The following is a 22,564-nucleotide window of genomic DNA, read 5'->3' as shown; positions in this document are numbered from 1 at the left end:
CCCGAAAGTCACGAACAGCGAGAGCAGAGCGGAAGTCAGGACCTTGAAGAAGCACATCGCCGTCCTCGGTGCCCCGTACCACGGACATGTGAACCACACCCTGCCCGTCGTAGCCGATCTCGTCGGCCGCGGGCACCGCGTCACCTACGTCACCACCGGCCACTTCGCGCCGTCGGTGGCCGTGGCCGGCGCGACGACCGTGACCTACGAGTCCGTGTGGCCGGCCAACCGGAGCGTGCCGCCCGAGATGTCGGCCGACGAGATGGCCGAGGGACCGCTCCAGCTGCTGCGGGAGAACATGGCGCTCACGGCCGCCGCCGAGCGTGAACTCAGTGCGGATCAGCCTGACTTGGTGGTGTACGACACCCTGATGAACTTCTCCGGCCGGGTGCTGGCGGAGAAGTGGGGCAGGCCCGCCGTCCAGCTGATCCCCATGCTCGCCTCCAACGAGCACTTCTCGGTCCTCGCCGCGCTGGCGGAGGAGTTCCCCGCGATGGACCCGCAGCACCCCTCGCTGATGGAGTTCGGCATGAAGCTGGCCGAGTTCCGGATCGGCCACGGCTTGGGCGCGCCCACCCCCGGTGACATCCTCGGCGTGCCGGAGGGCCTCAACGTCGTCTTCGTGGCCCGCGACTTCCAGCCGGCCGCGGACACCTTCGACGAGCGGTACGTGTTCGTCGGGCCGGGCGCGGTCGCCGGCGGTGACGACGCCGGGTCGTGGCAGCCGCCGCAGGACGCCGGCCCGGTGCTGCTGGTCGCCCTCGGAACACTGTTCAACGAGCGGCCCGACTTCTACCGCGCCTGCCTGAAGGCCTTCGCCGACCTGCCCTTCCACGTGGTGATCGCGACCGGCGAGCACGTCGACCCGGCCGACCTGGGCGCCGTACCGGCCAACTGCGAGGTGCACCGGCAGGTGCCGCAGCGCGCGGTGCTGGCGCACGCCCGGGTCTTCGTCACCCACGCGGGCATCCGCAGCACGATGGAGGCGCTCGCGGCGGGCACCCCGCTCGTGGCCGTCCCGCAGTCGGTCGAGCTGGACTTCACCGCGCGGCGCATCGCCGAGCTGGGCCTGGGCGTGCGGGTCGCACGCGCCGACGCCTCGCCCGAGGCCCTGCGCGAGGCGGTCCTGACGGCGGCCGAGGACCCGGGGATCCGGCGGCAGGCGGCCGCCATGGCGGAGCACGCGCGCGCGGCGGGCGGCGCGGCCCGGGCGGCGGACGCGATAGAGGCGTACGCGGAGCGGTCCTGAGATGGCGCGGGAGAACTGGGCGGGCCGTACGGTCCTCGTCACCGGCGGGCTCGGCTTCATCGGCTCCCACTTCGTGGAGGAGCTGCTGGAGCTCGGCGCGCGGGTGCTGTGCCTGTACCGCCGGGAGCGCCCGGAGACGCTGGCCGAGCTGCCCGCCGGCGACCGGCTGACGGCCCTGCGGACGGACGTCCTCGACGAGCGGGCGCTGCGGGAAGCCGCCGGCGCCTTCGAGCGGCTCGACATGATCGTCAACTGCGCGACCCTGGACGGGAACATGCAGTTCCTGCTGCAGGAGTCGGGCCGCATGCTCGACGAGAACGTACGCATCGCCTCCAACGTCCTCAACCTCGCGCGTGACCGCGCCGTCGCGGACGTCGTGCTGATCAGCTCGGCCGAGATCTACGCGTACGAGGGCACGCGGCCGGCGCGCGAGGAGGACGACCACCGGCGGCGCATGGAGTTCACGCCCAACGGCTACCGCATGTCGAAGATGTTCACCGAGGTGCTCGCGGACCTGTACCGCGAGCAGTTCGGGATGAGGATCTACACGCCCCGGCCCACGAACGTGTACGGGCCGCGGGACGACTTCGCCACGACGACGAACCACGTCGTCCCCAACATGCTGATGCGGCTGGCCGCAGGGCAGGACGTGGAGATCTGGGGCGACGGCAGCCAGCTGCGGACCTTCATCCATGTGCAGGACCTGGTGCGCGCGGTGCTGTGCATGGTGCGTTCCGGGGAGCACGAGACGCTCAACATCGGGACGCCGGAACAGGTGTCCGTCCGGGACCTGGCGTTCCTCGTCGCGGAGGCCGCCGGCCAGGAGCCGAGCCGGATCCGCTTCGCCCCCGACAAGCCCGTCGGCGCGGCCCGCCGGGCCCTCGACCTCGAGAAGTTCCACAGCGTCGTCGATTTCACGCCGCGGTCGTTGAAGGACGGCCTGCGGGACACCGCGCAGTGGTACCGGAAACACCTTCAGGAGACCCAGTGAAGATCTCGTTGCAGACGTTCGGGACGCGCGGTGACGTCCATCCGTTCCTGGCGCTGGGCATCGGGCTGAGCCGGCGCGGACACGACGTCGGCGTCGCCACCTCCACGGACTTCAAGGCGATGGTCGAGTCGGCGGGCCTGGAGTTCAAGGAGATACCCGGCAAGAGCGCCGACCACTTCGCCGACCCGGACGTGATCAGGTCGATCCGCAAGAGCGCCTCGTCGCTGCGGACGGCGCTGGCGATGAAGCGGCCCACCACGGAGGAGTTCGCGCAGTCGGTGGAGCGCATGCAGGAGGCCGCCGAGGGCGCCGACTTCGTGCTCACCTCGATGATCACCCGCGGTTACGGCTTCGCCGGGGCCAGCGCCCCTTGGGGCACGGTCAACTGGTGGCCCATGACGGCGACCCGGGAGTTCCGCGCCTACAAGACGCCCGACCTCCCGCTGGGCCCCGCCTACACGCGGTTCACGCACGCCATGTCCGCCCAGCTGGAGTGGGCCGTGCACCGTCCGGCCGTCAACAAGGTGAGGACCCGGCACGGCCTGTCGCCGCTGAAGAAGTCACCGATGGGCACGCTCGGCGTCGAGCATCCCGTCCTCTACCCCTACAGCCCCTCCTTCCTGCCACCGGCGTCCGACTGGCCGCAGCGCGCCCACGTCACCGGCTACTGGGTGTGGGAGCGCCCGGAGCAGGAGCCGCCCGCGGACCTCGTGGACTTCCTGGACAGCGGGTCCGCCCCCCTGGTCCTGGCCCTCGGCAGCGCGTGGCCGGTCTACGGCGAGGAGACCTTCCGCGCCGTACGGGACGCCGTGCGCGGGGCCGGGCGGCGCCTGGTCGTGGTCGGCGGTCCCGAGGGAACCGCCTCGGACGACGTGTTCCGCGTCCAGGAGGTCGACTACGGCTGGCTGTTCCCGAAGGCGGCCGCCGTCGTCCACGGCGGGGCCTTCGGCACCACGGCCGACACGCTGCGCGCCGGCGTGCCGCACGTGACGGTCCCGTGCTGGGCCGACGGACCGTACTGGGCGGCACGGCTCACCGAAGTCGGCGTGGCGGCACGGCCGGTGGCGTTCCAGAAGATGACCGGCGACCAGTTGAGCCAGGCCGTCGCCTCCGTCCTGGACGATCCCCGGCCCGCCGAACGGGCCGCCCGCCTCGGTGAGCGCGTCCGCGCCGAGCGGGGCGTGGAGACGGCCTGCGACCTCATCGAATCGGCGGTGGCCGCGGCCGTCTGAGCCGCACCCCCGACCCCCCACCACTCAACGCTTGGAGACCCACCCCACCCATGACCACGTACGTTTGGGACTACCTCCCGGAATACCAGGACGAGCGCGCCGACATCCTCGACGCCGTCGACAAGGTCTTCTCCTCCGGGCGTCTGGTGCTCGGCGAGAGCGTCAGCGGCTTCGAGTCCGAGTTCGCCGCCTACCACGGGGCGCGCCACTGCACCGGTGTCGACAACGGCACCAACGCCGTGAAGCTGGCCCTCGAAGCGGTCGGCGTCGGGCCCGGCGACGAGGTGATCACCGTCTCCAACACGGCGGCCCCCACGGTCGTCGCCATCGCCGGGGCGGGCGCCACGCCCGTCTTCGTCGACATCCGCGCCGACGACTTCCTGATGGACACCGACCAGGTCGCCGCCGCGATCACATCGCGCACCAAGGCCCTGCTGCCGGTGCACCTGTACGGGCAGTGCGTGGACATGGCGCCCCTGAAGGCGCTCGCCGCCGAGCACAGCCTCGCCCTCGTCGAGGACTGCGCGCAGGCGCACGGCGCCCGCCACCACGGCCGTCTGGCCGGCACGATGGGCGACGTCGCCGCGTACAGCTTCTACCCGACCAAGGTCCTGGGCGCCTACGGCGACGGCGGCGCCGTCCTCACCGACGACGCCGACACCGACGCCGCTCTGCGCCGCCTGCGCTACTACGGCATGGAGAAGGTCTACTACGTCGTCCAGACCCCCGGCCACAACAGCCGCCTGGACGAGGTGCAGGCCGAGATCCTGCGCCGCAAGCTGACCCGCCTGGACGCCTACGTCGCCGGCCGGCGCGCCGTCGCCCGCCGCTACGAGGAGGGCCTCGGCGACCTCACCGGCCCCGGCGGACTGCTGCTGCCCGCCACCAGCCCCGGCAACGAGCACGTGTACTACGTGTACGTGGTCCGCCACCCGCGGCGTGACCTGATCATCGAGCGCCTCAAGAACGAGTACGACATCTCGCTCAACATCAGCTACCCGTGGCCGGTGCACACCATGTCCGGCTTCGAGCACCTCGGTTACCGCAAGGGCGCGTTGCCCGTCACCGAGGCGCTCGCCGACGAGATCTTCTCGCTGCCGATGTACCCCTCGCTGCCCCTGGACCTGCAGAACACCGTCATCGGTGCCCTGCGCGACGTCCTCAAGTCGCTGTAGCCGCCCCCGTCGAGAAGGAGTCCCCGGTGAAAGCACTGGTGTTGTCCGGTGGCATGGGGCTGCGGCTGCGGCCCTTCAGCCACTCCATGCCCAAACAGCTGATGCCGCTCGCCAACAAGCCCGTCCTGCTGCACGTCATCGAGCAGTTGCGCTCCCTGGGCGTGACCGAGATCGGCATAGTGGTCGGTGACCGGCCCGAGAAGATCAGCGAACGCTTCGGCGACGGCTCGGAGTTCGGCGTACGGCTGACCTACATCGAGCAGGACGCCCCGCGCGGCCTGGCGCACGCGGTCGCCATCGCCCGCGACTTCCTCGGCGACGACGACTTCGTCATGTACCTCGGGGACAACCTGCTGCCCGAGGGCGTCGACGACATCGCGGCCGAGTTCCGCCGGCGGCGGCCCGCGGCCCAGCTCGTGGTGCACCGGGTCGCCGACCCACGCGCCTTCGGCGTGGCCGAGGTCAACGACAGCGGGCGAGTGCTGCGGTTGGTGGAGAAGCCCGAACAGCCCGTCAGCGACCTGGCCGTGGTCGGCGTGTACTTCTTCACGGCGGCCATCCACGAGGCCGTGGCCGCCGTGGAGAGCAGCGCCCGCGGCGAGCTGGAGATCACCGACGCCATCCAGTGGCTGGTCGCCCGGGGCGAGGAGGTGCGCGCCCGGACCTACTCCGGCTACTGGAAGGACGCCGGGCAGATCGACGACGTGCTGGCCTGCAACCGGGAACTCCTGGACCGGCTCAAGCCGTCCGTCAGCGGCGAGGTCGACGCGCACAGCGAGCTGATCGGCGCCGTCGTCGTGGAGGAGGGGGCCCGCATCGTGCGCTCCCGCATCACCGGGCCCGCCGTCGTCGGCGCCGGCGCGGTCGTCGAGGGCAGCTCCATCGGCCCGCACACCTCGATCGGCGAGGGCTGCCGGCTGCTCGGCGTGCAGCTGAGCGACAGCATCGTGCTGGAGCGCGCCAGCGTGCGGGGCGTCCAGTCGGTGCGCAGCTCCATCATCGGCCGCGAGGCCAGCGTGGACGCCGTCGGCGCCGAGGGCTCCCAGCGGCTGATCGTCGGCGATCACGCGCGGGTGGAAGTGGCCGCATGAGGATCCTGGTGACCGGCGGCGCCGGCTTCATCGGCTCCGCCTACGTCCGCACCCTCCTCGACGGCGGCTACGCGGGCTACGAGGACGCGTCGGTGACCGTCCTGGACAAGCTGACCTACGCGGGCGACCGGGCCAACCTGCCCGAGCGGCACGACCGCCTGGACTTCGTCGAGGGCGACATCTGCGACACGGGCCTGCTGCGGCAGCTGCTCCCCGGCCACGACGCGGTGGTGCACTTCGCCGCCGAGTCCCACGTGGACCGCTCGATCACGGACCCGTCCGTGTTCGTCCGAACCAACGTGATGGGGACGCAGAGCGTGCTGGAGGCCTGCCTGCACACCGGCGTCGAACGTGTCGTGCACATCTCCACCGACGAGGTCTACGGCTCCATCGACTCCGGCTCCTGGACCGAGGAGTGGCCGCTGGCCCCCAACTCGCCCTACGCGGCGTCCAAGGCGGGCAGCGACCTGATGGCCCGCGCCTACGCCCGCACCCATGGCATGGACGTGTCCGTGACCCGCTGCTCCAACAACTACGGGCCGCGCCAGCACCCGGAGAAGCTCATCCCGCTGTTCGTCACCCGCCTCCTCGCGGGCGAGACGGTCCCGCTGTACGGGGACGGCTCCAACGTCCGCGAGTGGCTGCACGTCACCGACCACTGCGCGGCCGTCCAGCTGGTCCTCACCCGTGGCCGGGCCGGGGAGGTCTACAACATCGGCGGCGGGACCGAGCGCACCAACCGCCAGATCACGGACCTGCTGCTGGAGCTGTGCGCGGCATCGCCCGAGCAGGTCCGGTACGTCACCGACCGCAAGGGCCACGACCTGCGCTACGCGCTGGACGACACCAAGATTCGTGAGGAGCTGGGCTACGCCCCGCGCATCGGCTTCGAGGACGGACTGGCCGCCGTGGTGGACTGGTACCGCGCCCACCCCGACCGGTGGCGGCCGGGCCCGGCCGACGGAAAGGCGGCCGCATGAGCGCCCCGGCCCGTCCGGCCGCGCTGCGCGCCTGCGAGGACCCCGGCCTGCCCGCCCGCCTCGCCCGCTCGGCGCGGGACCGGGACGGGACGCTGCTGCCCACGGACAAGGTGGAGGTCTGGCTGGACGAGCGCCGCGAGGCGCACCCCTTCCGGGTGGAGCGGGTCCCGTTCGCGCGGGCGGACGGCTGGAGCTTCGACGAGTCCACCGGCAACCTCCAGCACCGCAGCGGACGGTTCTTCACGGTGGAGGGGCTGCGGGTGGACGCGGCATCCGCCCGGTGGCGCCAGCCCATCATCCGGCAGCCGGAGGTCGGCATCCTCGGCATCCTCACGCAGGACTTCGACGGGGTGCCGCACTTCCTGCTGCAGGCCAAGATGGAGCCCGGCAACACCAACCTGCTGCAGCTGTCGCCGACCGTGCAGGCCACCCGCAGCAACTTCACCGGCGTGCACCGGGGGGCGCCCGTGCGCTACCTGGAGTACTTCGCCGGCCCCCGGCGCGGCCGGGTCGTCGCCGACGTCCTGCAGTCCGAGCACGGCGCGTGGTTCTACCGCAAGAGCAACCGCAACATGGTCGTGGCGGTGGACGACGACGCGGAAGTGCCCCTCGCGGACGACTTCCGCTGGTTGACCCTCGGCCAGATCCACGAGCTGCTCGCCCGGGACAACACGGTCAACATGGACACGCGGACCGTGCTGTCCTGCCTGGCCCCGTTCCTGAACCCGCCGGGCCCCGCCGGACAGGCGCTCACCCCCACCGCGGAGCTGCTGGGCTGGCTGACCGGACAGCGCAGCAGCCGCGACATGGAGGTGACCCGGATCCCGCTGCGGGAGACGGAGGCGGAGGGCTGGCACCGCGGCCCGGACGGGATAACCCGCCCGGACGGCCGCTACTTCGACGTGGTGGCGGTGTCCGTGCGGGCCGGCAGCCGCGAGGTGAGCAGCTGGCACCAGCCGCTGTTCGCGCCGCGCGGCCCCGGCGTGGTGGCCCTGGTGGTGCGGGAGTTCGGCGGCGTGCCGCACGTGCTGCTGCGCGCCCGGGCGGAGCCGGGGTTCCGCGGCGTCGTGGAGCTGGGCCCCACCGTCCAGTGCGTGCCCGAGAATTACGACCCCGCCGACCGGCCGCCGCTGCTGGACTGGGTACTGTCGGCCGACCCGTCGCGGGTGCGGTACGACACCGTGCACTCGGAGGAAGGCGGACGGTTCCTGGACGCGGTGGCCCGCTACACCATCGTCGAGGCCGACGCGACGCTGCCCGCCGAACTCCCCGAGGACTTCGCCTGGTTCAGCGTGGCGCAGCTGGGCGGTCTGCTGCGGCACGAGCACTACGTGAGCGTGCAGGCCCGCACCCTGCTGGCTTGTCTGAACGCGCTGCCCTGAGCCCGCCGGCAGCGCGCCGCGGGCACGTCCCGGTCCGTGTCCTCACCCCTGCTCCCCGTCCGCCGTCCGCGCATCCGCCGTCCGCGCATCCGCCGTTCCCCGTCCGCCGCAGACCGTGCGCACGACGCCGGTCATCGTCCGCCGTCCGTCGCCCGCACATCCGCGGTCCTATGCCGTCAGAGGAGGTCGTCGTGTTGTCCGTCCGCTCCGTCCGGGACGAGTGTGTCGCGGTCCCGCTCGGTGAAGCGTTCGCCCGTGCGCGGGCAGCGGAAGCGGCCGTCGCCCTCGTCCTCCAGGGGGACGCCGGCCCGCCCGACCCACCGCACTCGACGAGCCGGCGCCCCGGCCACCAGCGCGTAGTCGGGCACGTCCCGGGTGACGACGGAACCGGCGGCGACCAGGGCCCAGCGCCCGACCGTCACCGGCGCCACGCACACCGCGCGGGCGCCGATGGAGGCGCCGTGGCGGACGGTCACCCCGACAGGGGTCCAGTCCTGCGGGCCCTTGGGCGCCCCGGCGGGGGTCACGGCCCGCGGATGGGGGTCGTTGGTGAGCACGGCGGCCGGACCGATGAACACCCCGTCCTCCACCGTGGCCGGCTCGTACACCAGGGCGTAGTTCTGCACCTTGCAGCCGTCCCCGACCGTCGCGCCGGGCCCGATGTACACGCCCCGCCCGATGTTGCAGTCGCGGCCCACGACCGCGCCCTCCCGTATATGGGCCGTGCCCCAGACGGAGGTGCCGTCGCCCACGGTCGCCCTTTCGTCCACCTCGGCGCCGGGCGCAATGCGAATATTCACCATTTCTCCTTTGCCAGAAAAACCGCGCTGCTGCCGGTATACCGTACTGCCAAAATTCAGGTGTGATGCACATCACGTGGGGGATCGCCGATGGGTCGTCAACTCGACTTGACAGGGTGTTTGTTGCTGTAATTGGGTAGTCATTGTGAATGCGGGGGCATGAAGGGATTTCCGCGATGCAGGTAAATGGTGTCTACATTGACTCACTCGGCGTACACCTTTCTGAATGGGTGTCCGTCGCCGACGCGGAGGGCCCGGGGGATTATGAACGCGGTGAGTTCGCCGCAGCCGGCCTGACCGGCACCCACGTGGCCGGGGACGTGCCGGCCGTCGACATGGCGGTGCACGCCGCCCGTACCGCCGTCGAGCGCTCGGCGGTGGACCTGTCGGCGATCGACTCGCACATCCACGGCAGCGTCTACTACCAGGTGCCCGAGGGCGCCTACGCGCCGGGCTACATCCTGCGCGAACTGGGCGCCGGCCACATTCCGTCGCTGGACGTCCAGCAGGGGTGCGACGGGGTGCTCGGCGCGCTGGAGACGGCCGCCGGGCAGATCACCGGCGTGGCCCGCAGGCAGAACGTCCTGCTGACCACGGCCACGAACTTCAGCTCGCCGCTCATCAACCGCTGGCGTGATTTCGGGACGTCCTCCCTCTATTCCGACGGCGCCCTCGCGGCCGTCGTGAACGGCCGCGGCGGATTTGCCGAGGTGCGCTCCATGAATTCCGGTACGCTGCACAGCCTGGAGCAGTGGCACCGCGGCCAGGAATCCCTGCTCCCGCCGGACGGTCAGTCCCGCAAGTATTTCAATGTGGGGGAGCGGTCGCAGTATTTCGTGGACAATGTCATGGGCTTCGCCGAGCTCTTCGAGACGTTCACGAAATTCGACCTGGGGGTCATCAACGACTCCATCATCGACGCCGGAATGACCGCGGCCGACATTTCCAAGGTCATCACGATCAACGTCGACAAGCGCATGATCGAGCACGCCCTGCTCCGGCCGCTCGGCATCCCCGAGGACCGGCTGGTCTGGGAGTACGGCGCCTCCGTCGGCCACGCCGGCGGCGCCGACATCCTCATCTCGCTCGAGCACGCCGTGCGCACCGGCGAGGTCAGCCCCGGCGACCACGTCCTGGTGACCTCGCAGGGACCCGGCTGGGTCTGCTCGTCGGCCGTCCTCACGATCCGGGAGCTGCCCGCGTGGGCGCAGTAGACCCCGCCCAGTGGTTCCACCGGTACGAACCGGCGCCGCGGGCCACCCGCCGGCTGGTGTGCTTCCCGCACGCCGGCGGGGCCGCGTCGTACTTCGTGCCGGTGGCCCGCGCCATGGCGGGCCGGACCGAGGTCCTGGCCGTGCAGTACCCGGGGCGGCAGGAGCGCCGGCACGAACCGTGCGTCACCTCCGTCGAGGAGCTCGCCCGCGCCGCCGTCGACGCGCTCGCCCCCTCGCCCGACCGGCCCCTCACCCTCTTCGGGCACAGCATGGGCGCCATGGTCGCCTTCGAGGCGGCCCGCCTGCTCGAACGCGAGGGCAAGGGCCCCCGGGCGCTCGTCGTCTCCGGCCGCCGCGCCCCCTCCCGCGTCCGCCCCGCCCAGGACCTGGTGCATCTGCGGGACGACGAAGGGCTCATGGCCGAGATCCGGCGGCTCAGCGGCACCGACGACCGGATCCTCGCCGACGAGGAACTGCTGCGGATGATCCTGCCGGCCATCCGCAGCGACTACCGGGCCGTGGAGAGCTACCGCTACCGCCAGGGCCCGCCGCTGAGCTGCCCGGTCCTCGCCCTGATCGGCGACGACGACCCCCAGGTCACCCGGGACGAGGCCCAGGCCTGGGCCGAGCACACCACCGCACGGTTCGACATGACCGTGTTCCCCGGAGGCCACTTCTACCTCAACTCGCAGGGCGAGGCGGTCATCCGGGCGATCGAGGAGCACATGTCGGCGACGGGCTCCCCGGCAGCGTGCTGAGCGGCCCGGCCGCCGCAGCACCGCGTACACACGACGGAAGGTCAACCAGAAGTGAACCCCGACCGGGACGGTATAGCCGAGGCCGTCAAGCGCGTGGTCATCGCCGAACGCGGACTCGCCCTGCGGCCGTCGGAGCTCTCCGACGACGAGCCGCTCGGCGGCGAGACGCTGCGCATCTCCTCCATGGGCCTGCTGGGCATCTTCACCCGGCTGGAGGACGAACTCGACTCCCCCCTGCCCGACGACCTGTTCGCCGGCCGCTCCTACAAGACCGTCCGCGACCTCGTCGACCTGGCGGTCGAGGGCGCCGAGGGGAGCCCGGCGCGGTGACCGGCTTCCCCGTCCACGCGGAGCACCTGGACTGCCTCCAGGCCAACCTCGCCCTGCTCGCCGACCGCCACCACGGCGCGGGCGCCCACATCCGGCTGGGCAGCGTGCTGCGCTGCGCGCCGCGCCCCCTGACCGACGGCCCCCTGGCCGGCCTGCTCACCGTCGAGCCGACCCTCGACCAGCAGCTCGCCGACGCCGCGGAACTGCTCGGCCTGAACGTGGCCGAGCGCCGCCGGCACGCCCCGGGCGAGGCGCCGGACACCTCGGGCGGCCCGCTCTACGTCGTCGCCGACGCCTACCACCTGCCCTGGGTGCCCTACCACGGGACCAAGCACGTCGAACACAGTTTCGTCGTGGACGACGACGGCGGCGACACGCTCACCATCAGCGACGCCTACCACAACGACACCCAGTGGGGCAGAGCCCGCCCTCTCCGACTGCCCTTCTCCCGCGAGGACTTCACCGCGTTGTCCAAGGCGCTGCCGGAGGGCGCGGAGAGCGTGCGGTTCGCGCCCGGCCCGCTCGGCGCGCCGCCCGGGCCCCGGGTGGCGCCCGGCCCGGCGCCGGAGTACCTGCGCGGCTACGCCGGGCACGAGGACCGGCGCGCGGCGCTGGAGGCCTTCACACTGGAGACCTGGCTGCTCGCCCGCGCCCGGCGGCTGCACGCCGCCCACCTGGAGGAGCACGGCGCCGCGGGAGCGGAGCCGGAAGCGGTGCGGGAGCATCTGCGGCAGTGGGACGGGCTCGTCGAACACGCCTACCTGGCCTTCCGCCGGGTGGACCGCGGCCGGGCCGAGCCGCCCGGCCTGTTCGAGCGGGCCGGCGAGGTGCTGGCGCGGGACTCCGTGGTGTTCGGCGCCGGGTCGGGCGTGCGCGAGGCGGCCGTGCGCGAGGTGGTCGGATCGGTCTTGGGAATTCCCGAAGCGGCTCTGGTCGACGGCAGATTGACGGACCATCCGGAATTCAACTCCATCCGGATGGTGGAAGTCGTGGAGATCCTCGAAGAACGGTTCGCCGTGGAGTTCGCCCCGGCCGACCTGGTGCCCGAGAACCTGCAGAGCATCGAAGACCTGTGCGGGCTGCTGAACCGCGCGACCGATCGTGAATAGAACGAATTACCCCGAAGGGAAAGCTCTTCCGTGGACGCCCGCTTTACCGAGATGCTCAAGCCGTTCCTGCCCTTTCTCGGCGACCAGCCCATCACCGCGGACACCCCGCTGCGCGAACTCGGCCTGGACTCCATGCAGGCCATCGAGCTGATGTTCACCCTGGAGGACACCTTCGGCGTGCAACTGCCCGACGACGCCCTGACCGAGAACACCTTCGCCACCGCGGGCAACCTGTGGGACGCGGCGGTCAAGGCCATGCCCGCCGACGCCGCGGACACGCTGTGAAGGGCTTCGACCGCACCGGCTTCGACGCCCGGGCCGTGGAGGAGGCCGTCCGCCGCGTCAGCGAGACGGCCGCCCGGCACGCGGCGGCCTGCGACGAAGCCGCCGAGTTCCCCGTCGCCGCCCTCGACGAGATGCGCCGCACGGGACTGCTCGGCCTGATGGTGCCCACCGCCCACGGCGGGATGGGCGGCGGCGTGGACGACGTCCTGGACGCCGGCATCGCCCTCGGCCGCGTCGACATGTCCGTCGCCATGATCTTCACGATGCACTGCCAGCAGGTCGCCGGCATCGTCCGGCACGCGTCCCGCCGGCTCGCCGGCGAACTCCTCCCCGAGATCGCCGCGGGACGCCTCTACCTCGCCTCCGTCACCACCGAGGCCGGCAAGGGCGGCCACCTGCTGACCTCCGCCGCCGAACTGGCCACGGACGACGGGCGGCTGGTCGTCGACCGTTTCGCGCCGATCGTCACCGGCGGCGCCCACGCCGACGGCTTCCTGATCACCATGCTCAGCCCCACCGCCCGCTCCCCGCACGAGGTCTCCCTGGTCTACGCCCACCGCGACCAGCTCGACATCGACGTCTCCGGCGACTGGGACCCGCTCGGCATGCGCGCCAGCCACAGCGTCGCCCTGAAACTCACCGGCCAGGTGCCCGGTCACCAGGTCGTCGGCGAGCACGGCCAGTTCCGCAAGGTGGTCCTGGACACCTTCGGTCCGCTGGCCCACCTCGGCTGGGCCGCGACCTGGCTCGGCACCGCCGCCGGCGCCCTCTCGCGGGTGCTGCGCACGCTGCGCAGCCCGGCCGGCCGCAAGAGCGCCGACCTCGACTCCGAACTCCTGCTGACCCGGCTCTCCCGGGCACGCCAGCGGCTGGACACCGTGCACGCCCTGCTGCGGCACACCGCCACCACGCTGACCCGGGCGGCCGAGGACGGCGACGACCTGTCCCGCCCCCCGTACCAGCTGCTGGTCAACGCGCTCAAGATCACCGCCTCCGAGGAGTGCCACCGCACCGTCGAGGACCTGATCGACGCCGTCGGCCTGCGCCACGGCTACCTCAGGGACTCGCCCACCGGCCTCGAACGCGCCCTGCGCGACCTCAGGTCGGCCGCGCTCAACTACAAGAACGACCGCCTCCACCTCGCCGACGGCAGACTCGCCCTGCTCGACGCGGAGGTGCGTCTTGTCTGACCGGCAGCCGGGGCCGCCCGACGGCGACGCGGCCGGGATCCTCGCCGAGCTGGCCGCCTCCGGCACGCTCACCGAGCTCTACGGCAAGGAGCCGACCGGCCGTCTCGACCCGCTGCTGCTGCGCCGCATCCTGCGCGAGGCGGACGCGCGCGGCCCCCAGGGCACCGTCCTCGCGCTGCTCGTCCAGCTCGCCACCGCGACACCGCTGCTCGCCGACGCGGCCGACAGCCCGGCCACCACCGAGATCCTGCGCGGGGCCCTCGACGGCACCCGGCTGCTCGCCCTCGCGGCCACCGACGCCGCCTCGGCCGGCTCCGACCTCGCCGCACTCGGCACCACCGTCGACCTCCCCGACAGCGGCAACGACGGCGACCTCGTCCTGGACGGCGGCAAACGCTGGGTGACCTCGGCCCTGACCGCGGGCCACGCCCTGGTCCTCGCCCGGCACCGCCCCGGCCGCCACTTCACCAGCTTCACCTGGGTCCTGGTCCCGCTGACCGCCCCCGGCGTGACCGTCCGCCCGGCCGACACCGAACTCTTCCTGGGCGCGGGCCTCGGACACCTGGACTTCCGCTCCGTGCGCCTGCCGCGCGCGTACGTCCTCGGCCGCCCCGGCCGGGGACTGGCCCACTTCGCCCGGCACATGGCCGTGGAACGCCTGGCCTCCGCCGCCTGGGCGGTGGAGCTGTGCCGCAGGGTCGTCGCCGACACCGCCCACCGGCTCACCACCCGCACCGTCGACGGAACGCCCCTGCGCCAGTCGCCGTCCGTGCGCCAGCGGCTCGCCGGCTGCGCCGTGCGCGTCAGCGCCCTGGACGCGCTGTGGAACCAGTCCGCCGACCCCGTCGCCACCCGGTACGACGCCACCGCCGCCGCCACGCTCAAGGCCCTCTCCGGCATGACCGTCGAACACGTCCTCACCGAGTGCGGCCACCTGCAGGGGGCCGACGGCTTCGCGCGCGACGGCGTGCAGCGGCTGCGCGCCGAGGCCGCGGTGTTCGGCATCGGCGGCGGCACCACCGAACTGGTCCTCGACACCGTGGCCGAACGCCTCGACCAGGTCCTGGGCGGTCGGACGCGATGACTCCCGCCGGCGCCGACACCACCACCGGGACCCGCCTGCACACCGAGGCGGCCCCCGGTGTCTGGGTAGCCGTGGAACCGGCCGGCGACCCGGTCGCCGACCCGGCCGGCCTCACCCAGGACGACCTGGCCGGCGCCGCACACCTTCCCGCCTGGCGCGCCCGCGAGCACCTGGCCGCACGCCGGGCCCTGCGCGCCGTGCTGGCCGCCCGCTTCCCCGAGGCCCGGCACGCACCCGTCGCCTACGACGACCGGGGCGCCCCTCGCCTCGTCGGCCGGCCCCGCATCGGCGTCAGCGTCAGCCACGACGGCGACCGGGTCGCCGCCTGCGCCGCCCTGGACCACGCCGTCGGCGTCGACCTCCAGCACCCGCCCGACACCGTCTCCGACGCCATGCTGCGCCGCTGCGCCAAGGACCACACCGACCGGCTCGCCCAGCTGTCCATGGCCGAGCGAGCCACCGAGTTCGCCTGGCTGTGGACCGTGCGGGAGGCCATCGTCAAGGCCGACGGCACCGGCCTCGCCGGCGGGGTGTGGACGGCCGACGTCACGCCCTGGTCCCGGCACGGCAGATGGGGCCGCCACCGGTGGGTCAGCCTGCGCGACCTCTCACCGCTCCCGCTGAGCTGCGCCTACACCGCCCTGCCCGCACCCACGCCCCCGACGAACGCCTCAGGAGAGAACGACAGTGAGTGAGCCCCCGGCCGAGCTGAGCTGCTACACCGCGAGCCTGGTGGCCTACCTCGCGCCCCGGGTCCCGGACATCCGCGACCGGCTCGCGGCCGCCGTCCGCCTGCGGGTGCGCACCGACCCGCCCGAGGGGCGGCTGGCCTTCTCGCACCACACCCGCGTGGACATCGACGAGCAGGGCCGCGGACTCGCCTACCGGGGCGCCGGCGACTGGCCCGCGGCCCGCGCCGCCCTCGACGCCGAACTGGCCCGGCACGGCTCCGTGATCGCCGTCGGCAACACCCGCCACATCCCCTGGTCCCCGTCCTACGGCGCGGAGGAGACCTCGCACTGGGTGGTGCTCGGCCGGCACGGCGACGACGCCTGGTCCGTGCGCGACGACTTCGACGCCCTCACCCCGCGCGGCACCCAGACCCCGTACCAGGGCGTGCTCGACGACCGCGGACTCCGCGACCTCCTCGGCCCCCTGACCCGGACGACCGCCCAGGCCGTCAGCCGCGACCGCTTCGCCCTCGGGGAGGACGCCGAGCCGGCCCCGCACACCGGATACCGCTGGCTGGAACTGGCCGACGCCCCGAACACCACCGCCGACGAAGGCACCTGGGTGGAAGGCCCGCTGCCCGCGCTGCGCCACGTCGCCGACACGGTGAGCGCCGATCCGGAGGCCCTGTCCCGCTACGCCGACGACATCTGGACCGCCGCCCGCCACCAGCGTTTCCACCTGGCCTCGCGGCCGCGGACGGCGGCCGTCGAGGAGGCCGCGGCGGCCTGGGGCAGCCTTCCCCAGGCCGTGCGCTTCGGCATCGCCTCCGCCGAGCGCGGACGCTACCGCGCGGGAGCCGTGGGGACGGCCTTCGCCCAGGTGATCAGGACCGTGGAACGTCTGGAGGACGAACCCGTGGACAGCATGGAGAACGCCGCCCGATGAACCCGCAGGACACCCTCTACGCGCGGTTCGCGCGGTCGGTCCGCCGGCACCCGGACGCGGTGGCGCTCGAACTCGACGGCGTCCGCCACACCTACGCCGAACTGGACGCACTGGCCGGGCGCCTCGCCGCCGCCCTGACCGCGGCCGGCGCCGGCGACGGCCCGCGCCGCGTCGGTCTGCTCGCCCTGCGCACCCTGACCGCCTACGCCGGCTACCTCGCCGTACAGCGCCTCGGCGCCACCGTGGTCCCGCTGCACCCCGGCTTCCCGCCCCCGCGCACCGCGGCGACGGTGAAGGCGGCGGCACTGGACTGCGTCCTGGCCGACCCGGAACACGCCGCCACACCCCTGCCGGCGCCCGTGCTGGCACCCGACCTCACCACGCCCGCCGCCGAGGCCGAGGCACGGGCCGCGGGGCCGGACGACGTCTGCTACATCCTCTTCACCTCCGGCTCGACCGGCACCCCCAAGGGCGTCCCGATCCGGCACCGCAACGTCACGGCCTACCTGGACCATGTGACCGCCCGCTACGGCATCGGCGTCGGCGACCGGCTCTCGCAGACCTTCGACCTCACCTTCGACCTCTCCGTCTTCGACCTGTTCGCGGCCTGGAGCCGCGGCGCCACGGTCGTCGTGCCCGGCCGCGGCGACCTCCTCGCACCCGCCCGGTTCGTCAACCGCGAGCGCATCACCCACTGGTTCTCCGTACCGTCGGTGATCTCCCTCGCCCGGCGGCTGCGCGGCCTGGCCCCCGGCAGCATGCCCACGCTCCGCTGGAGCCTGTTCTGCGGGGAGCCGCTGACCGCCGCCCAGGCCGCGACCTGGCAGGCGGCCGCCCCCGACAGCGTCCTGGAGAACCTGTACGGGCCGACGGAACTGACCCTCAGCTGCACCCAGTACCGGCTGCCCGAAACCCCGGACGGGACCCTGGCGAGCGACACCGTGCCGATCGGACGGCTCCACCCCGGCCTGGAACAGCTCGTCGTGGACGACGAGGGCCGCCCCGCCGACGAGGGCGAACTGTGCGTCCGGGGCGCCCAGCGCTTCTCCGGCTACCTCGACCCCGCCGACAACGCCGGCCGCTTCTGGCGGTACGGACCCGGCGACGACCGGGCCACGGCGGCCGACGCCGAAGAGGCCCCGGACGAGCGGCTCTGGTACCGCACCGGCGACCGGGTGCGCCTCGCGGAGCCGGGCCTGATCCACCTCGGCCGCCTCGACCACCAGGTGAAGGTGCGCGGCTACCGCCTCGAACTCGGCGAGGTGGAGAGCGAACTGCGCTCCCACCCGAGCGTGCGCGACGCCGTCGCGCTCACCCTCCCCGGCCCGGGCGGCGAGACGCGCCTGGTCGCGGCCTGCACCGGCGACGACGCCGATCCGGCCGGCGTCCTCGCCGACCTGCGCGCCCGCCTGCCGGAATACATGGTCCCCGACACGCTCACCGTGCTGGCGGACCTGCCGCTGAACACCAACGGAAAGATCGACCGCCGCGCGCTGCGGGACACGCTCACCACCGCGCGCGCACGCTGAAACGGGGGAACCACGCTTGAACGACCAGACCATCCACTCCCTGCTGGACACCGCCGCCCGGGAGGTGCCGGACGCCCCGGCGATCCGGGACGCCACCGGCCGCTGGACCTACCGCGAACTGGCCGAGGCCGCCGAGGCGTTCGCCCACTGGCTGCACGGCCAGGGCATCGGCCGCGGCGACCGCGTGGTCGTGCAGCTGCCGACCAGCCGGGAACTGGCCGCGATGTTCTACGGCACCTCCCGGGCCGGCGCCGTCTTCGTCCCGCTCAACCCGGCGATGAAGGAGTTCCACCTGCGGTCCGTCGTCGGCAACGCGGAACCGAAACTCGTCCTCACCGACGCCGCGGGCGCCCCCGTGCTGCGCCGCGTCAGCACCGCCCCGGTGCACGACATGGCCGACGTACGTCCCGCCCTCGCGACACCCGGCGCGCTCGACGTCGCACCGAAGCCGGTCGCCGCCGACGACCTGGCCGTGCTGATCTACACCTCCGGCAGCACCGCGGCGCCCAAGGCCGTCGCCTGCCCCCACGCCCAGGTCGCCTTCGCCTGCCGGGCCCTGACCGAGGTGCTCGGATACCGCGAGGACGACGTCGTCTTCTGCCGCTTCCCCATGTCCTGGGACTACGGCCTGTGCAAGGTCCTGATGACCTGCGTCGCGCGCTGCGAGATCGTCCTCGCCGACGGCGAGTCCGACCTCGTCCTGCTGCGGCGCATGCGCGAGACCGGGGTGACCGTCGTGCCCGTCGTGCCGTCGCTCGCCTCCATGATCGTCCGCCTGGCCGGCCGGGACGACCGGCCCCTGCCGCCCGTGCGCATGTTCACCAACACCGGTGCCGCCCTGCCGCAGAGCACCATCGACGCCCTGCGCACCCGCTTCCCCGGCGCCCGCGTGGTGCGGCAGTACGGCCAGACCGAGGCCAAGCGCATCACGGTCATGCCGCCCGAGTCCGACGAGGAACGCCCCGACTCCGTCGGCCTGCCGCTGCCCGGCACCCGGGTGCTCGTCCTCGACGACGACGGCAGCCCGCTGAAGGCCGGCGAGGTGGGGGAGATCGTCGCCGCCGGACCCCATGTGATGGCCGGCTACTGGCGCAACCCCGAGGACACCGCCCGCTCCTTCCGCCGCGACCCCCGCACCGGCGAACCGCTCCTGCACACCGGCGACTACGGCTGGCTCGACGACGACGGCTACCTCTACTTCCAGGGCCGCCGCGACGACATGTTCAAGCACAAGGGCTTCCGCATGAGCACCCTGGAGATCGAGAGCGCGGCCATGGACATCCCCGGCGTGCGGGCCGCCGCCGCGCTCCCGCCCGGCGAGCGGCACGGGCTCGCCCTGTTCGTCGAGAGCGACCTCGAGGCCCACCAGGTCGTCACCGAGCTGACCCGGCGCCTGGAACTGCCGAAGGTGCCCACCGTCTGCCGCGTCCTGAAGGAGTTCCCGCTCACGCTGCACGGCAAGAACGCCCGTCGCGAACTCGAGGCCCTGCTCGAAGGGGAAGGCGCATGACCGAGCCCGACCGCCTGCGCGAACTGGCCGACGAGTTCGGCACCCCCCTCTACCTCTACGACCTCGACCGGCTCGACGACGCCCGCCGCGACCTGTTCGGCTGGCTGCCCGAGGAGTTCGAGGTCTTCTACGCCCTCAAGGCCAACCCGCACGTGGACCTCGTCCGCGCCCTGCGCGGGGGCGAGGGCCGCACCTGCCGCGCCGAGATCAGCTCCACCGGCGAACTCGCCGCCGCCCTGGAGGCCGGCCACGACCCCGCGCGGATCCTCTACACCGGACCCGGCAAGACCCCCGGCGAACTGCGCGAGGCGATCGGACTCGGCGTCCGGCTCTTCTCCGCCGAGTCGCTCGGCGATCTGGAGCACATCGGCGCGGCCGCGCTCGCCCAGGACGCGGTCGCCGAGTGCCTGCTGCGCATCAACGACGCGACGGCCCAGGCGGCCACCGGCGTACGGATGACCGGCCGGCCCACCCAGTTCGGCATCGACAGCGAGACCCTCGCCGACCTCGCGCCCCGGCTGCGCTCGGTGCCGGGCACCTCGCTCGCGGGACTGCACCTGTTCTCCCAGAGCAACGCCACCGACGAGGACGCCCTGATCGCCGAGTTCCGGCACACCATCGACGTCGCCGCCCGCATCGAGGCGGAACTCGGCGTGCCGCTGCGCCTGCTCGACATCGGCGGCGGATTCGCCTCCCCCTACGGACAGCACGGGCGGCGCACCGCCTACCCGAACCTCCGCGCCGCCCTCGAAGCCGCGCTCGACACGCGCTTCCCGCAGTGGCGGCAGGGCACTCCCCGGCTCGCGGTCGAGTCGGGCCGCTACCTGGTCGGCGACTGCGGCACGCTGCTGGCGTCCGTCACCAACGTCAAGACCGGTCGCGGCCGCACCTTCGTCGTCCTCGACGCCGGCATCAACACCTTCGGCGGGCTCTCCGGCCTCGGCCGCATCCTCCCGGTCTCCGTCCGCCCCGGCCCCGGCGGCGCCGCCGAGACCCGGCGCGTGACCCTCGCCGGACCGCTGTGCACCCCCGGCGACACCCTCGGCAGGGACGTCGAGGTCCCCGCCGACCTCGGCCCGGGCGACCGCGTCGCCATCCCGAACACCGGAGCCTACGGCCCCACCGCCAGTCTCCTGATGTTCCTGGGCAGGCCGGCCCCGGCCGAGGTCGTGGTGCGCGACGGCGACGTCGTCTCCGTCTCCCGCATCGAGCACGTACGGACCTACCGGAAGGTGGCAGGCGAACATGACTGATCCGCGCACCGTGCGGCGGCAGACCGTCGTCGTGACCTCGATGGCCTCCGACTCGCACACCTGGAACCTGGTCTACCTCCAGCTCCTCCTGGAGGAACTCGGCCACGACGTCGTCAACCTCGGCCCCTGCGTCCCCGACGACCTGCTCGTCGCCCGCTGCGCCGCGACCGGCCCCGCGTTCGTCGTCGTCAGCAGCGTCAACGGTCACGGCCACCAGGACGGCCTGCGCGTCATCCGGAAGCTGCGGGCCCACCCCGCCCTGCTCACCACCCCCGTGGTCATCGGCGGCAAGCTCGGCGTCGACGGCAGGAGCGCCGCCCGCGCCCACGCCCTGCGGGCGGCCGGATTCGACGAGGTCTTCGAGGAGGTCGCGGATCCGGCCGCCGCCCTGGCGGCCTTCGCCGCCTCCCTCTCCCACGCGGCGCCCCGGGACCTCGGCCCGGCCCCGCTGCGCGCCGCCCGATGAGCGGCCGGCCGGCCTCGGAATTCGGCGCGTACGTCAGGGCCGCGGCCGAGGCCGACCGGCTCGTCGTGCAGCCCCGGATGGGATTCGGCGACCCCGCCCTGATGCGCTCGGGACTGGCGGCCACCCGCGGGGCGGCCGCCCGCACCGTCGGCACCATCACGATCGACGCCCACACCCGGGTCGGTCAGCTGTCGGCCGTCGAGAGCGCCCTGCGCGACGGCGTGCCGCTCAACGGCTACCCCGTGGTCAGCCACCCGGCCGCGACGACCGCGTGGGTGCTGGCCGGCATCCGAGGGCCGGACTTCCCCGTCCAGGTGCGCCACGGCTCGGCGGACCCCCTCGGCATCTTCCGGGCCATGACCGCGGTGGGGCTGGGCGCCACCGAGGGCGGGCCGGTCTCGTACTGCCTGCCCTACGGCCGCACACCGCTGGCGGAGTCGGTCGCCAACTGGGCGCGCGGCTGCGAGCTGCTCACCCGGCTCCGCGACGGCGGCGTGGAGCCGCACCTGGAGACGTTCGGCGGCTGCATGCTCGGGCAGCTGTGTCCGCCCAGCCAGCTTGTGGCGATCAGTGTGCTGGAGGCGCTCTTCTTCGCCCAGCACGGCATCCGCAGCATCTCCGTCAGCTACGCCCAGCAGACCCACCCCGGGCAGGACCGCGAGGCCGTGGCCGCACTGCGGCGACTGTGCGCGGAGCTGCTGCCGGTGCACGACTGGCATGTCGTGATCTACACGTACATGGGTCTTTATCCGCAGACCCACGACGGCGCCTACCGTCTGCTCGGGCAGGCGGCGGAGCTGGCGGTCGAGGGCGGCGCGCAGCGGCTGATCGTCAAGACGGCGGCCGAGTCCCAGCACATCCCCAGCATCGAGGTGAACGTCCAGGCCCTGGAGTACGCGGCCCGGTCGGCCCGCCTGGCCCCGTGCCGGGCGGCCGACGCCGAAGCGGACTCCGCGACCTACGACGAGGCGGCGGCTCTGGTCCGCGCCGTCCTGGACCTCGACGCGGACGTGGGCCGTGCCCTCCTGCTGGCGTTCCGCCGGGGCCACCTGGACATCCCGTACTGCCTGCACCCGGACAACCGGGGCCGGACCCTGAGCTACATCGACGAGGAGGGGCGTCTGTGCTGGGAGTCGACGGGCGCGCTGCCGCTCAAGGCGCCCCGCCGGCTGCGCAGCCGGCGAGTCACCTCGGCGGGACTGCTCGCGGACCTCTCCTACATACGCCGCAAGTTCGACATCACACAGCGCGCTCACTAGCTCGCGGTAAGTGAGGACGGGTCCCCCGTGAGAGCGACGGCGGGGGCTCGTCGCGCCGCC

The 22,564-nt window shown here is 73.1% G+C and carries 22 protein-coding genes; 21 read left to right on the top strand and 1 reads right to left on the bottom strand.

Annotated elements, in window-relative coordinates; all coding sequences use genetic code 11:
* Window positions 1–43 precede the first annotated feature (43 nt).
* From ACH5A8_RS32655 to ACH5A8_RS32625, 7 genes are read left to right on the top strand one after another with little or no spacing between them, the layout of a single operon-like run.
* Window positions 44–1,249: a macrolide family glycosyltransferase gene (locus ACH5A8_RS32655; RefSeq protein ID WP_399007628.1), complete on the top strand. Its 1,206-nt coding sequence runs from the start codon at window positions 44–46 to the stop codon at window positions 1,247–1,249.
* A gap of 1 nt (window position 1,250) precedes the next feature.
* Window positions 1,251–2,240: an NAD-dependent epimerase/dehydratase family protein gene (locus ACH5A8_RS32650; protein ID WP_399007627.1), complete on the top strand. Its 990-nt coding sequence runs from the start codon at window positions 1,251–1,253 to the stop codon at window positions 2,238–2,240.
* Window positions 2,237–3,472, top strand: a complete 1,236-nt coding sequence (locus ACH5A8_RS32645) for a glycosyltransferase (RefSeq protein ID WP_399007625.1) — start codon at window positions 2,237–2,239, stop codon at window positions 3,470–3,472. Before ACH5A8_RS32650 ends, ACH5A8_RS32645 begins: the two co-directional genes overlap by 4 nt.
* A 50-nt stretch (window positions 3,473–3,522) precedes the next feature.
* Window positions 3,523–4,647 (top strand): DegT/DnrJ/EryC1/StrS family aminotransferase, encoded by a 1,125-nt coding sequence (locus ACH5A8_RS32640; protein WP_399007623.1) that lies wholly within the window; start codon window positions 3,523–3,525, stop codon window positions 4,645–4,647.
* Between the two features lie 26 nt (window positions 4,648–4,673).
* On the top strand, window positions 4,674–5,738 hold the full coding sequence (locus tag ACH5A8_RS32635) for a glucose-1-phosphate thymidylyltransferase (protein ID WP_399007622.1): 1,065 nt from the start codon (window positions 4,674–4,676) through the stop codon (window positions 5,736–5,738).
* A complete protein-coding gene (gene rfbB / locus ACH5A8_RS32630) occupies window positions 5,735–6,718 on the top strand; it encodes a dTDP-glucose 4,6-dehydratase (RefSeq protein WP_399007621.1) in 984 nt (327 codons plus the stop codon). The genes ACH5A8_RS32635 and rfbB overlap by 4 nt, the downstream gene beginning before the upstream one ends.
* Window positions 6,715–8,100: an NDP-hexose 2,3-dehydratase family protein gene (locus ACH5A8_RS32625; protein WP_399007620.1), complete on the top strand. Its 1,386-nt coding sequence runs from the start codon at window positions 6,715–6,717 to the stop codon at window positions 8,098–8,100. The genes rfbB and ACH5A8_RS32625 overlap by 4 nt, the downstream gene beginning before the upstream one ends.
* 176 nt (window positions 8,101–8,276) lie before the next feature.
* Here ACH5A8_RS32625 and ACH5A8_RS32620 read toward each other — a convergent pair whose 3' ends face one another.
* Window positions 8,277–8,900, bottom strand: coding sequence for a DapH/DapD/GlmU-related protein (locus ACH5A8_RS32620; RefSeq protein ID WP_399007619.1), 624 nt, complete (start codon window positions 8,898–8,900; stop codon window positions 8,277–8,279).
* Window positions 8,901–9,130: 230 nt separating this feature from the next.
* Here ACH5A8_RS32620 and ACH5A8_RS32615 point away from each other — a divergent pair, with 230 nt between their 5' ends.
* The 14 genes from ACH5A8_RS32615 to ACH5A8_RS32550 all read left to right on the top strand — a co-directional run bounded on the left by ACH5A8_RS32615 (window position 9,131) and on the right by ACH5A8_RS32550 (window position 22,504).
* Entirely contained in the window at window positions 9,131–10,114 is a 984-nt protein-coding gene (locus ACH5A8_RS32615; RefSeq protein WP_399007618.1) for a 3-oxoacyl-ACP synthase III family protein, read from the top strand.
* Window positions 10,102–10,872, top strand: a complete 771-nt coding sequence (locus tag ACH5A8_RS32610; RefSeq protein WP_399007616.1) for a thioesterase II family protein — start codon at window positions 10,102–10,104, stop codon at window positions 10,870–10,872. The genes ACH5A8_RS32615 and ACH5A8_RS32610 overlap by 13 nt, the downstream gene beginning before the upstream one ends.
* 93 nt (window positions 10,873–10,965) lie before the next feature.
* A complete protein-coding gene (locus ACH5A8_RS32605; RefSeq protein ID WP_399007615.1) occupies window positions 10,966–11,202 on the top strand; it encodes an acyl carrier protein in 237 nt (78 codons plus the stop codon).
* On the top strand, window positions 11,199–12,311 hold the full coding sequence (locus ACH5A8_RS32600; protein ID WP_399007614.1) for an acyl carrier protein: 1,113 nt from the start codon (window positions 11,199–11,201) through the stop codon (window positions 12,309–12,311). Before ACH5A8_RS32605 ends, ACH5A8_RS32600 begins: the two co-directional genes overlap by 4 nt.
* Window positions 12,312–12,341: 30 nt before the next feature.
* Entirely contained in the window at window positions 12,342–12,596 is a 255-nt protein-coding gene (locus tag ACH5A8_RS32595; protein ID WP_399007613.1) for an acyl carrier protein, read from the top strand.
* The gene (locus tag ACH5A8_RS32590; RefSeq protein ID WP_399007612.1) at window positions 12,593–13,786 is read left to right on the top strand and encodes an acyl-CoA dehydrogenase family protein; all 1,194 of its coding nucleotides are present in this window, start codon (window positions 12,593–12,595) and stop codon (window positions 13,784–13,786) included. Before ACH5A8_RS32595 ends, ACH5A8_RS32590 begins: the two co-directional genes overlap by 4 nt.
* Window positions 13,779–14,870 (top strand): acyl-CoA dehydrogenase family protein, encoded by a 1,092-nt coding sequence (locus tag ACH5A8_RS32585; RefSeq protein ID WP_399007611.1) that lies wholly within the window; start codon window positions 13,779–13,781, stop codon window positions 14,868–14,870. Before ACH5A8_RS32590 ends, ACH5A8_RS32585 begins: the two co-directional genes overlap by 8 nt.
* The gene (locus tag ACH5A8_RS32580; protein WP_399007610.1) at window positions 14,867–15,565 is read left to right on the top strand and encodes a 4'-phosphopantetheinyl transferase family protein; all 699 of its coding nucleotides are present in this window, start codon (window positions 14,867–14,869) and stop codon (window positions 15,563–15,565) included. Before ACH5A8_RS32585 ends, ACH5A8_RS32580 begins: the two co-directional genes overlap by 4 nt.
* Complete coding sequence (locus ACH5A8_RS32575; RefSeq protein WP_399007609.1) at window positions 15,558–16,487, top strand: hypothetical protein; 930 nt, start codon at window positions 15,558–15,560, stop codon at window positions 16,485–16,487. Before ACH5A8_RS32580 ends, ACH5A8_RS32575 begins: the two co-directional genes overlap by 8 nt.
* A complete protein-coding gene (locus ACH5A8_RS32570; RefSeq protein ID WP_399007608.1) occupies window positions 16,484–18,016 on the top strand; it encodes an amino acid adenylation domain-containing protein in 1,533 nt (510 codons plus the stop codon). Before ACH5A8_RS32575 ends, ACH5A8_RS32570 begins: the two co-directional genes overlap by 4 nt.
* Before the next feature lie 16 nt (window positions 18,017–18,032).
* A complete protein-coding gene (locus ACH5A8_RS32565) occupies window positions 18,033–19,526 on the top strand; it encodes an AMP-binding protein (RefSeq protein ID WP_399007607.1) in 1,494 nt (497 codons plus the stop codon).
* Window positions 19,523–20,779, top strand: a complete 1,257-nt coding sequence (locus ACH5A8_RS32560) for a type III PLP-dependent enzyme (RefSeq protein WP_399007606.1) — start codon at window positions 19,523–19,525, stop codon at window positions 20,777–20,779. Before ACH5A8_RS32565 ends, ACH5A8_RS32560 begins: the two co-directional genes overlap by 4 nt.
* Entirely contained in the window at window positions 20,772–21,245 is a 474-nt protein-coding gene (locus tag ACH5A8_RS32555; protein WP_399007605.1) for a cobalamin B12-binding domain-containing protein, read from the top strand. The genes ACH5A8_RS32560 and ACH5A8_RS32555 overlap by 8 nt, the downstream gene beginning before the upstream one ends.
* Window positions 21,242–22,504, top strand: coding sequence for a methylaspartate mutase (locus ACH5A8_RS32550; RefSeq protein WP_399007604.1), 1,263 nt, complete (start codon window positions 21,242–21,244; stop codon window positions 22,502–22,504). Before ACH5A8_RS32555 ends, ACH5A8_RS32550 begins: the two co-directional genes overlap by 4 nt.
* Window positions 22,505–22,564: the final 60 nt, after the last annotated feature.

The organism is Streptomyces sp. NPDC018610, assembly GCF_044391765.1.
Lineage (GTDB): Bacteria > Actinomycetota > Actinomycetes > Streptomycetales > Streptomycetaceae > Streptomyces.
This window is presented reverse-complemented; position numbering and strand designations above follow the sequence as displayed.